This is a genomic window from Alistipes ihumii AP11 (assembly GCF_025144665.1).
Lineage (GTDB): Bacteria > Bacteroidota > Bacteroidia > Bacteroidales > Rikenellaceae > Alistipes_A > Alistipes_A ihumii.
In genome coordinates, this window is record NZ_CP102294.1 from 65,029 (window position 1) to 78,681 (window position 13,653).

The 13,653-nt window shown below is 58.1% G+C and carries 8 protein-coding genes, 2 tRNA genes and 2 riboswitches; of the genes, 5 read left to right on the plus strand and 5 right to left on the minus strand.

What is annotated here, in order from left to right; translation table 11 throughout:
* Window positions 1–106: 106 nt before the first annotated feature.
* The 3 genes from NQ491_RS00290 to NQ491_RS00300 all read left to right on the plus strand — a co-directional run bounded on the left by NQ491_RS00290 (window position 107) and on the right by NQ491_RS00300 (window position 4,494).
* Window positions 107–184 (plus strand) — tRNA-Pro (locus NQ491_RS00290).
* Between the two features lie 818 nt (window positions 185–1,002).
* Window positions 1,003–1,233, plus strand: a riboswitch (cobalamin riboswitch).
* A gap of 91 nt (window positions 1,234–1,324) precedes the next feature.
* Window positions 1,325–2,398, plus strand: a complete 1,074-nt coding sequence (locus NQ491_RS00295; RefSeq protein WP_026089568.1) for a YncE family protein — start codon at window positions 1,325–1,327, stop codon at window positions 2,396–2,398.
* Between the two features lie 8 nt (window positions 2,399–2,406).
* Window positions 2,407–4,494: a TonB-dependent receptor gene (locus NQ491_RS00300; protein WP_147524846.1), complete on the plus strand. Its 2,088-nt coding sequence runs from the start codon at window positions 2,407–2,409 to the stop codon at window positions 4,492–4,494.
* A gap of 195 nt (window positions 4,495–4,689) precedes the next feature.
* Here the strand turns inward: NQ491_RS00300 and NQ491_RS00305 are convergent, their stop codons facing one another.
* Together NQ491_RS00305 and NQ491_RS00310 are read right to left on the minus strand one after the other, a co-directional pair.
* Window positions 4,690–6,477 carry an Ig-like domain-containing protein gene (locus NQ491_RS00305; protein WP_157365661.1) on the minus strand — a complete coding sequence of 596 codons (1,788 nt, stop codon included), beginning with the start codon at window positions 6,475–6,477 and terminating at the stop codon, window positions 4,690–4,692.
* A gap of 54 nt (window positions 6,478–6,531) precedes the next feature.
* Window positions 6,532–8,271 carry a DUF5074 domain-containing protein gene (locus NQ491_RS00310; protein WP_019245367.1) on the minus strand — a complete coding sequence of 580 codons (1,740 nt, stop codon included), beginning with the start codon at window positions 8,269–8,271 and terminating at the stop codon, window positions 6,532–6,534.
* A gap of 133 nt (window positions 8,272–8,404) precedes the next feature.
* A riboswitch (cobalamin riboswitch) is annotated at window positions 8,405–8,644 on the minus strand.
* Window positions 8,645–8,968: 324 nt separating this feature from the next.
* On the opposite strand from NQ491_RS00310, the gene NQ491_RS00315 reads away from it, so the two are divergent.
* Complete coding sequence (locus NQ491_RS00315; protein ID WP_019245365.1) at window positions 8,969–9,139, plus strand: hypothetical protein; 171 nt, start codon at window positions 8,969–8,971, stop codon at window positions 9,137–9,139.
* A 77-nt stretch (window positions 9,140–9,216) separates the two neighbouring features.
* Window positions 9,217–9,921 carry a peroxiredoxin gene (locus tag NQ491_RS00320; RefSeq protein WP_026089567.1) on the plus strand — a complete coding sequence of 235 codons (705 nt, stop codon included), beginning with the start codon at window positions 9,217–9,219 and terminating at the stop codon, window positions 9,919–9,921.
* Between the two features lie 326 nt (window positions 9,922–10,247).
* Here NQ491_RS00320 and NQ491_RS00325 read toward each other — a convergent pair whose 3' ends face one another.
* The 3 genes from NQ491_RS00325 to NQ491_RS00335 all read right to left on the minus strand — a co-directional run bounded on the left by NQ491_RS00325 (window position 10,248) and on the right by NQ491_RS00335 (window position 13,612).
* Window positions 10,248–10,754: a hypothetical protein gene (locus tag NQ491_RS00325; RefSeq protein ID WP_147524845.1), complete on the minus strand. Its 507-nt coding sequence runs from the start codon at window positions 10,752–10,754 to the stop codon at window positions 10,248–10,250.
* Between the two features lie 316 nt (window positions 10,755–11,070).
* A tRNA-Ile gene (locus tag NQ491_RS00330) sits at window positions 11,071–11,144 on the minus strand.
* Between the two features lie 239 nt (window positions 11,145–11,383).
* Window positions 11,384–13,612 (minus strand): protein-disulfide reductase DsbD family protein, encoded by a 2,229-nt coding sequence (locus NQ491_RS00335; protein WP_019245362.1) that lies wholly within the window; start codon window positions 13,610–13,612, stop codon window positions 11,384–11,386.
* Window positions 13,613–13,653: the final 41 nt, after the last annotated feature.

Sequence of the window (13,653 nt, forward strand, 5' to 3'; positions counted from 1 at the left end):
AATAAATCTTTTCCCGAACAGTTGCATTTTTGACGTAAATTTTATTATCTTTGCACCGCGTTTGAACGGAAGTGGCCCGAGGCCATGTTCGAACGCGGAACTCGTTCGGGGTGTAGCGCAGCCCGGTTAGCGCGCCAGCTTCGGGAGTTGGAGGTCCCGGGTTCGAATCCCGGTACCCCGACCAAATTCAAATCCGCTTATTTAAGCATCGAGCCCTTGCATCCCGAGCAAGGGCTTTTTTGTTTTCAGTCTTTGTGCTTGCGAGGGCTGGGCCGGTACGTTTCCCTTGTCGAAATGCCTGAAAGAATCGGATGTATGCGGAATACCGGCTGGAATGTAAAAAGATGGCGGCCGCCTGCCGTTGAGGATAGGCGGCCGCCGGAGAGGGCGCTTCTTTTAGGCTGTGAGCGAGAAAAGGATGGTGCAGAGAATGGATACGACAAACAGAATGCTGAGCGTCAGCGTGGCCGTGTCCGCTTTTTCGAGTGCGGTCGATTGCTTTTTTTCCATAATCTTTTGTTTTTCGTTGATTGCTTCCTTGTGGGGGCTTGCTTTCCGTCCGTTGAAAGAGGTCCGGTAGGACGCGATGCAAAATCGGAGCCGTTTTGTCCGTTTCCCGCCGTTTGCAGGCTGCTCGTGCCGGCTTGCCGCCGTGCAGGGAAAGATTCCCAGCCGATTGCCCTGCGGAAAAATGTCCGTTTTTTTCCGTGCGGACTTCCGTTCCCCGGATGCAAAGCCTGTGGTATTGATCGAACGTCGGGCGGCTTCCGTGAGTAACGGGGCAACGGCCTGCCGTCGTCCGCTCCTGTCCCGAATCGGCTCGTAAGATACGCTCATCGAAGAATAGCGTTGGGCAGAGCGATTTCGGCGGTCCTTGACGCGAGCCGCTCGCGGGATTCCGGAGCGTATGGAAGTGGCTGCGGACTTTCCCGTCTCGGTCGAATCGGCTCTTCGTCCGGGCTGTTTTTGCTTTTGGGGGTACTTTGTTCCGATATATTCGCTATCTTTGCGAACGTGTCGAGGCTCGATCCCGACGGGCGGACCGTCCGGGAGACGAATGAGGGAACGCCGTGCGAATCGGCGACAGTTACCGCTGCTGTATGTCTCGGCTTCTTTTCGGTCCGGGTGGCCGGCAGAAGCGAAACGTTCCGGAACGGATGCCACTGGCCTTTGGGCCGGGAAGGCTTCGGAGCGGAGACGAGTCAGAAGACCGGCCCGGCACGTTTCGATTACAGCCTGCGGTGTATGGGCCGGTAATCCGTCCGGAGCTTCTCTGCGGACCGGTTTCCCCTGTGGCCGTGCTGTATGATAATGTACGGCGATTATGAAAAGAAGAATCCTTGTCGCGCTATTGGCGTTGCTTCCGGCTTTCGGGATCGTGACGTCCTGCATGGACTACGGGGCTCGGGCTCCCGAAAAGATCGGTGCGGACGGCCGGGGGCTGTTCATTACCAACGAAGGAAATTTCATGTACGGGAACGCTTCGTTGTCCTACTACGACATCGATTCGATGCGGGTGGAGAACGAGGTGTTCCGTCGCACGAATACGATCAAGCTGGGCGATGTGGCCCAGTCGATGGCGATTCGCAACGGGCTGGGGTATGTTGTCGTCAACAATTCGGGCATCATATTCGTCATCGATCTCGATACGTTCGAGCTCAAGGGAATGATCGAGGGACTGCTTTCGCCCCGCTACATCCATTTCCTGAGCGACGAAAAGGCCTATGTGACCGACTTGTACGCTTGGCACATCACGATCATCAATCCGAAAACGTTCGAAATCACCGGCCGCATCGACGTGAAGATTCCGGGCAAGAATCAGCCGTCGACCGAGCAGATGGTGCAGTACGGCGACTTCGTTTTCACGAACTGCTGGTCGTACGATAACAAGATACTGGTCATCGACACGCGCACCGACAGCGTCGTCAAGTACATCGAGGTCGGCAAACAACCCACTTCGCTCGCGCTGGACCGTTTCGGCAAGATATGGACCGTCACCGACGGCGGTTATCCCGGAAGTCCTTACGGACAGGAGGCGCCGGGGCTCTACCGGATCGACGCCGCCACCCAGCGGGTCGATAGGGCTTTCATGTTCCGGTTCGGCGACCGGGCGTCCGAGGTTTGTCTGAACGGCACGCGCGATACGCTGTATTTTATCAAGGATCATGTCTGGCGCATGGACGTCCGCTCCGAATCGCTGCCCGAAAAGCCGTTTCTGGAGAATATGACAGGCAACTACTGGTACGGGCTGACGGTCGATCCCCGGACTTCCGAGGTCTATCTGGCCGATGCGCTCGATTACGTGCAGCCCGGCTGGGTTTTCCGTTACTCGGCCCGGGGCGGGCTGCTCGACAGTTTTCAAGTCGGCATCATCCCCGGGGCTTTCTGTTTTAAATGACGATCGCTATGAACCGACTGTATAGGACCGCTCTGGCGGCCGCGCTGACGCTGACGACAGCCTCCCTGAGGGCGGCGAACGGGACCGTCTGCGAGTCTCCCGAGGCGTCCGAGCCTCTTTCCTCGCGCACGATTCGGCTGAAGGAGGCCGTTGTGACCGGGCGGCGTCTGGCCGACATCGGAGTGACGAAGATGAATCTCGATTCGGTGGCGCTGCGGCAGAACGTGACCAACAGTTTGGGCGACCTGCTGTCGCAGAGCACGCCGGTATTCATCAAGTCGTATGGCCGGGGAACGATGGCGACGGCTTCGTTCCGGGGCACGGCTCCCTCGCATACGCAGGTGACGTGGAACGGCATGAAAATCAATTCGCCCATGCTCGGCATGGTCGACTTCTCGCTGATCCCTTCCTATTTCATCGACGAGGCGAGCCTCTATCACGGAGCCGGTTCGGTCGGGGTGTCCGGGGGCGGTTTGGGGGGGGCGATCACGCTGGGGACCAAACCGCTGGGCGAATCGGGAGCCGGCGTGCACTTCATTCAAGGCATCAGCAGTTTCGACACTTACGACGAGTTCCTGCGTTTCACCTACGGCACCCGGAAGTTCGAGTCCTCGACCCGCGTATGCTACGTGACCTCCGACAACGATTTCGAGTATCGCAATTACGATAAGTACGAGCAGATCGACGGGCAATGGGTCTATCCGATGGAGCGGAACAAGAACTGCTCGTACCGCGATTTTCACTTGTTGCAGGAGTTTTACTATCAGCCCGACGAGCGGAATCGCTTCGGGCTGGCGGCCTGGGTCACCGATTCGCGGCGCGGCATCCCGATGCTGACGGTGGACTACAAGGAGGAGGGACAGGCCCGCTCGACGCAGGACGAGACGACGCTGCGTGCGGTCGCCTCGTGGGACCGTCGCGGCGACGGGCTGAAAATGGGCGCCAAGGCCGGCTATATCTATTCCTACATCTTGTATCGTTACGACGGGAATCCCGATCCCGACAGCGGCGAGCTGCAGCAGATGATCCACTCGCACAGCCGGATCAACTCCGGCTACGGGCAGTTCTATGCCGAGTATTATCCTACGCCGAAGTGGGCGTTGACGGCCAATGCGTCGGTCAATGTCCATTCGGTGAGCAGCCTGGACGACCCCGATCTGGGCGGGGCGCAGCCCGAGGATACGATCCGGCTCGGCTATGACAAGGTAAGGGCCGAAGTGTCGCTGCTCGCTACGGTGAAGTACCGGCCTCATCCGCGTCTGGGGCTGGGTATCGACCTGCGCGGCGAGAGTTACGGACGGAACCTGACGCCGCTGATTCCGGCCGGGTTCGTCGATTATACGCTGTGGCCCCGGTTCGGCGTCGTGCTCAAGGCTTCCGTCGCTCGCAATTACCGCTATCCGTCGCTGAACGACCTTTATTTCAAGCCGGGCGGCAACGATTCGCTGAAAACCGAAAAGGGATATACCTACGAAGGGGGCATGGAGTTCCGCGTGAAGGAGGGAGCATTCGATTTCGGCGGCGAGGTTACCGTCTACAATTCGCATATACGCGACTGGATCGTCTGGCTGCCGACATTCAAAGGATTCTGGACGCCGCTCAACGTCAAGAAGGTGCACAGCTACGGCGTCGAGCTCCGGGGCGACTTGTCCGTGAAGCTGGGACGCCGCTGGGCATTGAACCTGAACGCTTTCTGGGCCAAGACCCGCTCGATCAACTGGGGCGATCCGAAAGAGTGGTACGACCAGTCGATCGGCAAGCAGCTCGTTTATGTCCCCGAATATTCCTCGGGCGTTACCGGAAGGCTTTCGTGGCGCGGATACGAGCTGACCTACCGGTACAACTATTACAGCGAGCGCTATACGACATCGAGCAACGAGAAAGGATCCAGTCTCTATTTGCTCAATTCTTACTACATGAACGATCTGGGTCTTGGCAAGACGTTCCGTCTGAGCGTGGGCGAGCTGTCCGTCAAACTGTGGGTCTACAACCTGTTCGACGAGGAGTACGTTTCGGTGCTTTCCCGGCCGATGCCCGGCCGCAATTTCGGTCTGTTCATAGGCATCACGCCGCGCTGGGACAAGAAAAGGCGTTAGTCGGTCAGCCGTTTCCTTATTTCTTCGTGATTCTTCCGCCGGGGGAGGGCCCGGCGCTCGTCTTGCTGTGTCGTCGGTGGAGAACTTGGTTACGGACACGTTCGGATACCATCTCGGATATCGTGATATCAGAAAAAAACGTTCCGGCCGTCGGCCGGAACGTTTTTCTCATAAACGGGCGCTCGTTCCGGTTTCCTATTTCTTGACCCAGTCCGTTTCCGCGTCTTTCGTGTAGCAGGGCAGCGTTCCGACTCCGCCCATGAAATAGGTCGCGTCCGGATCGAAGTCCTGCGGAACATAGATCGTTTCGAGCCGGTTGCCTTCGGATGCGATTCTCGTCAGCGAGAACGGCGACAGGTCCAGTTCTCCGCTCAGCCCGTTATTGGCGAAGCGCAGTTCCCACAGCCGCGTGCATCCGTCGAGCACGAGGCTTGTCAAGCTGTTGTCGCCGCACAGCACGCCGCCCACTTTCGAGCAACCGGTCAGGTCGAGCGACGTCAGTCGGTTGCCGCTGATTTCCAGCCAATAGAGATATTTTTGTTTCGACAGGTCGATGTCCGTCAGCTGATTGTTGTTCAGATTGATATAGAGATAGGGCAGTCCTGCGTCCTCGTAGCCGCTTCCGGAAGGGCTCGGCGTGTCGAACGTCTTGTCGCCCATGTTGACCGAAGCGATCCGGTTGTCGGACGCCATCAGGTAGCCGATCTTCGTATTGCTCACGTCGAGCTTGTCGATCCGGTTGTTCTGACAGTTGATCCATACCAGCTCGGCGCTTTGTGTCAGGTCGAGCGTGCCGATTTCGTTGTAGGCGCAGTAGAGCGTGTCGATCTTCGGGCATTTCGTCACGTCGAGTGCCGACAGCGAGTTATGGCAGCAGTTGAGTGTCTTCAGTTCGGGATTCCGGCTCAGGTCGAGCGATCCGAGCTTCGGGTTTCCGTATGTGGTCAGCCGTTTGAGTTTCGGGTTGTTCGACACGTCGAGCTCGTCGAGGCCGAAGCCGGGATAGTTGCTGCTCGCGCAGTTCAGTTCCTCCAGTTCGGGATTACGGCTCAGATCGATATGCTCGATCGGAGTCAGGTCTCCCCAGCGCGTATGGCAGCACATGCCGAAATCGAGTTTCTTGAGACTCGGGTTGTTCGTCACGTCGAGTTCGCTGATATTCAGGTAGTAGACGCTGAGCGTTTCGAGCTTCGGATTGTTCGATACGTCGATTTTCGTAATGCCGTCGTCGTCGGTCATGGCGCCGTTGTTCATGCCGCACAGCAAGTGGACCAGTTCCGTGTTCTGCGATACGTCGAGCGACGTGAGGCGGTTGCTCTCGCAGTTGAGTATCTGCAGATCGCGTAGCGGAGTCACGTCGAGCGATACGATCTGGTTCGATTTGCACCAGAGGGCCCGGAGTTTCCGGTTGTTCGTCACGTCGAGCGACGTGAGCAGGTTGCTCGTGCAATTGAGACTTTCGAGCTCCGTAAAATATTCGATGCCCTGGAGCGATTTGATCGACTGGCCGCTCAGTTCCAGCTCGGTGACCAGCGCGGCTTCCCATGCCTGCAGTTTTCCGTCGTTGTTCTTGTCGTAATACAGGGTAAGGGCTTGGAACTTGGAGTCCTCGAATTCGACTACTTCGTCGGGATCGTACTCGGCCGTTTCCTCGGAACCCGTTACCGTGCACGTCGCCTGGACGGCTTCGTTGCTGCGGAGCCGGACCGTGATGATGGCGTCGCCCGTGCTATGCGCCGTTACGTTGCCCGAGTCGTCGACGGTCGCCACTCCGGAATCGGAGCTGCTCCATGCGAAGTCCGGCTTTTCCGTCGCGTTTTCGGGCATAACCGTGACGGTCAGTTGCACCGTCTGTCCGATCTGTACGGTTTTCGTCTCGGTGATCGAGATACCCGTGATCGGAACGTTCGCCCCGTCGTCTTTTGAACAGCCCGCGAGACCTGCCGCGAGCATGAGTGTCAATGCAGTAAGGATTTTATTCATTATCGCAGTGTATTGCATGGTGTCGTTTGCCTTGTGAATGGATGTTCGGTTCCGTTATTCGGCGAAGGAGTAGGTCGAAACGATGCCGCCATCGCCTGCGACTTTGCCGATTCGGGACTCGACGCCGGTCATTCGGGTACCGTCGCTTATACGGTATACTTCCGTATAGACGTGATAGAAATCCGTCGTAGGAACGTAGAGCAGGCCATCGGGAGTGGCGGTCATGTATTTGGCCAGCGATCGGCTCGTCGTGGCGAAAACGCTCGTTTTGCCTGTTTGGCAGTCGTACCGGTAAATCTGGGTGGCCGAATATCCCTCTTGTTTGATGAACAGCTCGTCGCTTGTCGCCGAGGCGCATGCCATGCAGCCGTACAGGCCGTTGCCCACGCTGACCATCGGAAGCCCCTCTATCGCCAACGTCCGCTCGGTCGTCGCATAGGTCTGCGGATCGATCGTCAGTACCGACGCGGAGGAAGTGGCTGTCGTTCCCCACATCCAGAACGGATTTGCCGTCTTGTCGATTTTTCCCGCCACTACGGCGTAGAATTTGCCGTCGCGGCCCTTCACGACGTCGCAGACCTGACGGTCCTCGTCCACGTCGATCGTCCGGATTACCTGGTCGGTTTCGGTGTCGATCACCGCGATCTTGTTACCGTTGCCGACCATGATGTATTTCCCGTTCTTGACCATGTGCGAGTAGCACGGGCCGTCGACGCCGACCGCACCGTATGTGGCGTCGATCGTCGTGAACGTATTCATTCCGTCCGGAGCGACCTTCAGCACGCCGATGCCGGTCTGGTTATTGGCGTTGCTTGAATTATACAGTACATAGAACTTGCTGGTGTCGATTACCTGCAGATTGTAGATTTCCGATGAGGACTGAAGCGTGGCGGGATCGAAGCCCTCGGCCGTAATGATTTTTTCCTTCTTGAGCGTCTGGGCGTCGCAGGCGATGACGGCCGAACGGTTGGACTGGTTATTCGGAATCAGGATATAGAGCTTGTTGTCGTAAATGCTCAGGTCGTTGATTCCGTTCGTGCTGCCCGTACTTTCGCCGTTGACGGTCGTATACAGGTTATCCTCGTAGAACGTTCCCTCGCCGCTCGGATCGAAAAAGCCCAGTCCGCCGGCAGTCGAGCCGAATATCCATAACCCGTTCTTGTAGGGACCGTTGAAATTGACCGTAAACGCCGAGTCTTCCGACGCGATCCCGTCCAGATTGACGGCCGAAACGGTAACGGCCAGCGATCCGCTCCGGTCGGAGACCGGAATGTCCAGCGTCGCGCCGGTAGCGGTCTCGACCGTGTCGCCGTCGATCGTCCATACGTAGCTCGCTACTTCGACGTTCGATACCTCGACGGTCAGCTTGACAGCCGTTCCCACGGCCACCTCGACCGGGTCGCTCAGCGCTTCGTCGTTGCAGGAGATCGACGCGATGACGGGAGCCGGATCGACTACCTGCAACTCTCCGATCTGTTTGGTCGTGACTCCGCCGTCGGCGTTGTAAAGATTGACCGAAATATCGTACGTGCCGCGCTGCGCAGGCGTGAAGTCGAACCTAACGCTTTCGCTTTCGATTTTTTCGTTGACGATCCATTCGTAGCGGTCGATCGCGACGTTTTCGCACTCGACCGAGAAGCCGACGGTCTGGCCCGTCGTGATTTTCATTTGGCCTTCGGTCGCGCCGATGATCTCGACCTTCGAGACTTCGGGCAGCGGCAGCGAGTCGTCCTTCGAGCACGACGTCAGCACGAGCGCTGCGGCCAGAAAACAGAACAGTAGCTTTTTCATCATTGCTGTAAATTTGGTTAAAAATGATATGGAGATTTTACAGCAAGCGATGTACGGGTGAGAAATACCCTCCGGAAAGATACGCGCCGGCCGGCGCGCGACATCGAATGATTACCACCCATAAACCGCAGGCAAGTAAAATCCGTTCGCTCAGGCAGGTCTTCTGACTCGTCTCTGTTTTAAAGCCTTCCCGACGACAGCGGCGCCAGTGACATAAATTTTAAAACTTTTTGACCCTGCAGAAGACGCTTCTTCCGGCGCAGGGCAGAGACATACAGCAGCGGTTACTGTTGCCGATTCGCACGGCATTCCCTATTAATTCCTGCTCGGCGAAGCGGAATTCGCCGTCTCGGAAACCATTGCGAGGCAAAGATAGTATTTTTTCGGAGATATTTCATTTTTAGTCCGATATATTCTTCTTTTTCGGACAACATGTGCGGCGGCATTCCGTTGCCGGACCGGTCTCGGACCGCTTGTTCGGAAAGGTGGTTTTTTCCCTTTCGGGTTGCGGAACGTTCGGCGACGGCTGCCCGTGCGATCCCCCTCTCGGCGGTTTCAGGCTTTTGCGCTATACGGAGAAGATTGCGTCCGCCTCGGCGGCAGATTAGCACGGGATTTGTACGGAGCGTAGAGACGGCGGAGCCGCCGGTATGACCGGGTGAAAAGTTATCGCTTTCCGCCCGATTGAGCGGAAACGAATATGGGAAGACGCGAAGAACTCGAATACGAAATAGCCGAGATGCGCAAGCGGATCGACCGCGCGCCGGAGAATACTCCGGACGAGGTATTGGAACTGTGGCACCAGCAGCTCGACAGCGCATGGTTCGAACTGAACAACCTGTACGACGACTACGAAACGGAAACCGAGTGATTCGTCCGTTCCGTCGCAGCGTTTTTTGCAAGGACCCTGTTCGCCCGCCGTCGGATACGATCATCAAAAAAGGAATTATGGAAAATCAAACGCACTCCGTGCCGAGAATCGGGGAGAAAGCCCCCGCCTTCACGGCTTCGACAACGCAGGGGCCGATCCGGTTCCCCGACGATTTCAAGGGCAAATGGGTCCTTCTTTTCAGCCATCCGGCCGATTTCACGCCGGTCTGCACGTCCGAGTTCATGACTTTCGGGGCGATGTCCCGCGATTTCGAAAGGCTCGGATGCCAATTGATCGGTTTGTCGGTCGACAGCCTCTCGAGCCATCTGGCATGGCTTCATACGATTCGCGAGCGGATCGAGTTCAACGGCATGAAAAACGTCGACGTGCGCTTCCCGCTGATCGACGACGTTTCGATGCACGTCGCTACGCTGTACGGTATGATTCATCCCGGCGAGAGCGGGACGAAAGCCGTCCGTGCCGTATTCTTTATCGATCCCGACGCGGTCATCCGTGCGATCATCTATTATCCGCTGGCGCTCGGACGCAATTTCGACGAGCTCAGACGAGTGCTCGTCGGGCTTCAGACGATCGATCGTTTCCATGTTTCGCTGCCGGCCGACTGGCGGCCCGGCGACGAGGTCGTCGTACCGTCGCCCGGTACGATGGATGCTCTGGACCGTCAGGAAGAGCATCCGGCCGATGGCGTGACGTGCCACGACTGGTTCTTCTGTACGCGCAAGCTGACCGAGGAAGAGCAGCAGGAAATGGCGATCGGCTGAGCCGGCCGGCTTGGGGCGGAAGCCGTTCCGGGATCGGCTCGTTCCGACGAACTTTCCCGTTCGGCGGGGAATGTCTTTCCCGAAGATTCTGTCCGTATCTTCTTATTTTGCCGCCTTGGGCCGCATCGGTCCGAACCCGGCGCATGGCTTAGTCCGTTTTATGCTCCGTTGCCTGCTCCCTCCCGGATTGGGGACAGTCCGGGCCCCGAGCTGCGTAACCGGTCTCTTCCGGTATGCGGGCGGTGCATCGTTCCGTACTCTCCGGGGACGGAAATGCCGAGCGGTGCGGGATCGGACGACTGCCGACCGATCGTCGTTTCTGGAGGTCAGATCGGCTGGCCGGCCAGATCGTCGGGAAACATCATTCTCCGTTCCCAGTCCACGTTGGGCTTGACGATCAGATAGACCCTGACCCGCGTCGCTTTCGGCCTGCTTCCCTTGCGCTTGAACTCTATGCAATAGCGGACGCCCGGCTTGGCGCAGACGTTATCGAGGCGCAGGGCAGTGAAGTCGCCGGGCTCGAATTCGTATTCCGATATGCTGAACGGTCGGGGCGATCCGGCGGGCAGTTGCGGCTCGATCAGGTCGTAATCCAGTTCCGCTCCGGCGTTTTTCACTCCGTCGAACAGGAAGAGCTTCCAGTCGTCTTCGGCTATTATGCCGGGATTCCGGCAATCGTCGTATTTAGGGAAGATCAGCTTGAACGATTCGATTCTCCATGAGATTCCGAGAATGCCTTTTCTTTCTCGGTAAGGCTCCCGACAGCCTTTCGTACTGCCGTTGCATCCGGCCAGCAACAGCATGCCTGTGCATAGTGCTACCACTTTTTTCATAATTCACTGTTTTTGTCGGACCGACGGTCCGCATGGAAAGTGATTCCGTGTTGCCGGGTGAATGAGTCAGGCACCGTCGCCTGATCCGGTTTGTTGGGTTTGTTTGTCCTGCTAATATAAGGAAATATATCGGAATGGAAAAGCCTGCCGGCGGATTTGGGTATTTCCGGCGATGTTTTCCGGCTTTATGGCTTGGGTCCCGCATTCGGAGGGCGTTGCGTCTGCGTTCGGGAGAAACGGTTTGTCCCGGCCGTCCGGGGAACGAGACCGATGAAGAAAAACAGACACCGCCGAAATGCTTCGGCAGTGTCTGTCGTGGACCCAGAGGGGCATGATCCCACGACCTTCGGATTATGAGTCCGCTGCTCTAACCAACTGAGCTATGGGTCCTTATGTGATTCGAGGCTTAAACTTGCCCTCCGACGGGCTCCGTGAAGCCGGCTTAAAACCTGTTCTTCCCGTTTGTCCGTAGAGGTTATTCCTCTCTTGCGGGCAGCCTCGCTTTTCCGCCGACAAAGGTAAAATCTTTTCACGATTTTGCAAAGCCTCTGCGATTTTCGACGGGGCCGTCCGGCCGGCCGCTGCCGCCGGTCGCCGGTGCGCGACGGTCTGTCGGACGGTTCGAGGCGTCATTTCAGCGCCCGATAATTGAGCAGCCCTTCTTCCAGAAAATCGACGAACGCCTGCACATCGAGGTTGTAGCCCCGTCCCGGGACCAGCGGCCGCTCGTCGGGCCCGAGGATCAGGTAGTAGGGTTGCGAATTGATTCCGAACCGCTTGTGGGCCAGATAGGCATTGATCTTCCCGATGCTTTTGAGCGTCCGTCCGTCCGGCGTGGCGATCCACTCGCTTTCGGACAGGACCTTCTTATCATCGGAATACAGCGCGACGATCACGAAGTCGTCGCGCAGCAGTCGCAGCACCTGCGGGTCCGACCAAACCTTGGCCTCCATTTCCCGGCAGTTGACGCAGCCGTGTCCCGTATAGTCGACAAACAGGGGCTTCCCGACCTGACGAGCGTACTGTGCGGCCTCGTCCAGATCGAAAAAGCCCCGGAGACCGTGCGGCAGCTTCAGAAAGTCGCTGTGCTTCGGCTTGGGAAACGCGTCTTTGTCCGGTACGGCGGCCGAAGGCGACGGTACGGCAGGCACGAAGTCCTGAGTTTCGAGCGGCGGCAGGTAGCCCGATATGCCTTTCAGCGGAGCGCCCCACATGCCGGGGATCAGGTATACGACGAACGAGAACGTGACGACCGACAGCAGCAGCCGTGCGACGCCGATCGATTTCACCTCGCTGTCGTGTTTGAAACGCAGCTTGCCGAGCAGATAAAAGCCCAGCAGCGAGAAGATGACGATCCACAGCGCCAGATATACTTCCCGGTCGAGAATTCCCCAATGGTAGGTTTGGTCGGCGACGCTGAGGAACTTCAGTCCGAGCGCGAGCTCCAGAAATCCCAGTACGACCTTGACCGAATTGAGCCAGCCTCCGCTTTTGGGCAGGCGGTTCAGCAGCGAGGGGAACAGGGCGAACAGCGTGAAGGGCAGCGCGAACACGACCGAGAAGGCCAGCATCGTGAAAACGGGAGCCCATATCTCGCCCGAAGTCGACTTGATCAGTACGGAACCCACGATCGGGCCCGTGCACGAGAACGAGACCAGCACGAGCGTCAGCGCCATGAAAAAGATACCTGTCAGGCCGCCCCGGTCCGCCCGTTCGTCGCTTCGGTTCACCAAACGGCTCGGCATCGTGATCTCGAACGCTCCGAAAAAGGAGGCGGCGAAAACCATGAAGACGAGGAAGAAGATCACGTTCGGAATCCAGTGCGTGGCCAGCCAGTTGAAAATGTCGGCCGTGACGGTTCCCTGTCCGAAGAGGTTGGTGATGACGATGATGATCGTGATAGGCAACGTGTAGAGTCCGACGATGCAAAGTCCGTAGGCCAGCGCTCTGAATCGGCCCCGCGTCCGGTTCTCGCTGCCTTTCATGAAAAACGACACGGTCATCGGAATCATCGGAAAGACGCAGGGTGTCAGCAGGGCCGCCAGTCCCCACAGCATGGCCTCGACGATGGCGGCCCACAGTGATCCTCCGGTCTCTTGGGCAGACGAGGCGGCAGGCCGGAGTGCGCTTTCCTGTCCGTCCGGTTCGGCGGAAGCGGCGGCTTCCGCCTTGTCTGTCCGATCCTCGGTCGGCGAGTCCGCTTTCGGGGACGGCTTGTCGCCGAAAGAAATTTTCGTCTGCGAGAGGGGACTCTGTCCGTCCGCCGCCTCGTTTGCCCGGCCTCGGGCTTCGGTCGTCTGCCGTATGTCCGGAGCAGGTTTCGTTTCCGCCTGCGCCGGTCTCTCGGTACCGGTTGCACCCGTGCCGCCCGCTGTCTGTCCTGCCGAGGCTCCGCGTATCGTGAACGTCAGAGTCCGCTCTTCGGGCGGCAGACAGCTGCCTTCGTCGCAGGCCATCCATTCGACGGTAGCCTTCAGCGTAATGTCGCCGGCCTTTTTGAGCCGTACCCGCTGGGTGAACACGGCTTTCGAGGCATAGGTCCCGATTTCCATGCCGAACAGCTCGTCGCGGACCCGGCGGGGAGGCGCGGGTTCCGCGATGCCGCCGATCAGCTCCGCATCCGGGTTCGATTCGAAAGAGATGGTCGTCGGGTTGGGGCCGCCTTCGTAAGGCCCCGTGTCGTATATGTGCCAGGGCGCTTCGATCCGGGCCTCGATCCGGAGCAGGTATACGTCTTCGCCCATGCTCTCGACGGAGGTTTCCCATGCGACCGGATCGGGTTTCTGGGCTTCGAGCCCGATGGCCGGCAACAGCAGCAGCGCCGACAACAGCAACTTGAACGGAAGGGTTCGGCTCATAAGGTATTCGTATTCGTGGTTGAGACGGGAACGGGATTTCT

Bases quoted from the DNA above. Each gene is read 5' to 3' on its own strand.
- NQ491_RS00315 (WP_019245365.1), top strand. From the start codon at position 8,969: ATGGGAAGACGCGAAGAACTCGAATACGAAATAGCCGAGATGCGCAAG.
- NQ491_RS00310 (WP_019245367.1), bottom strand. From the start codon at position 8,271: ATGATGAAAAAGCTACTGTTCTGTTTTCTGGCCGCAGCGCTCGTGCTG.
- NQ491_RS00320 (WP_026089567.1), top strand. From the start codon at position 9,217: ATGGAAAATCAAACGCACTCCGTGCCGAGAATCGGGGAGAAAGCCCCC.
- NQ491_RS00325 (WP_147524845.1), bottom strand. From the start codon at position 10,754: ATGAAAAAAGTGGTAGCACTATGCACAGGCATGCTGTTGCTGGCCGGA.
- NQ491_RS00295 (WP_026089568.1), top strand. From the start codon at position 1,325: ATGAAAAGAAGAATCCTTGTCGCGCTATTGGCGTTGCTTCCGGCTTTC.
- NQ491_RS00300 (WP_147524846.1), top strand. From the start codon at position 2,407: ATGAACCGACTGTATAGGACCGCTCTGGCGGCCGCGCTGACGCTGACG.
- NQ491_RS00335 (WP_019245362.1), bottom strand. From the start codon at position 13,612: ATGAGCCGAACCCTTCCGTTCAAGTTGCTGTTGTCGGCGCTGCTGCTG.
- NQ491_RS00305 (WP_157365661.1), bottom strand. From the start codon at position 6,477: ATGAATAAAATCCTTACTGCATTGACACTCATGCTCGCGGCAGGTCTC.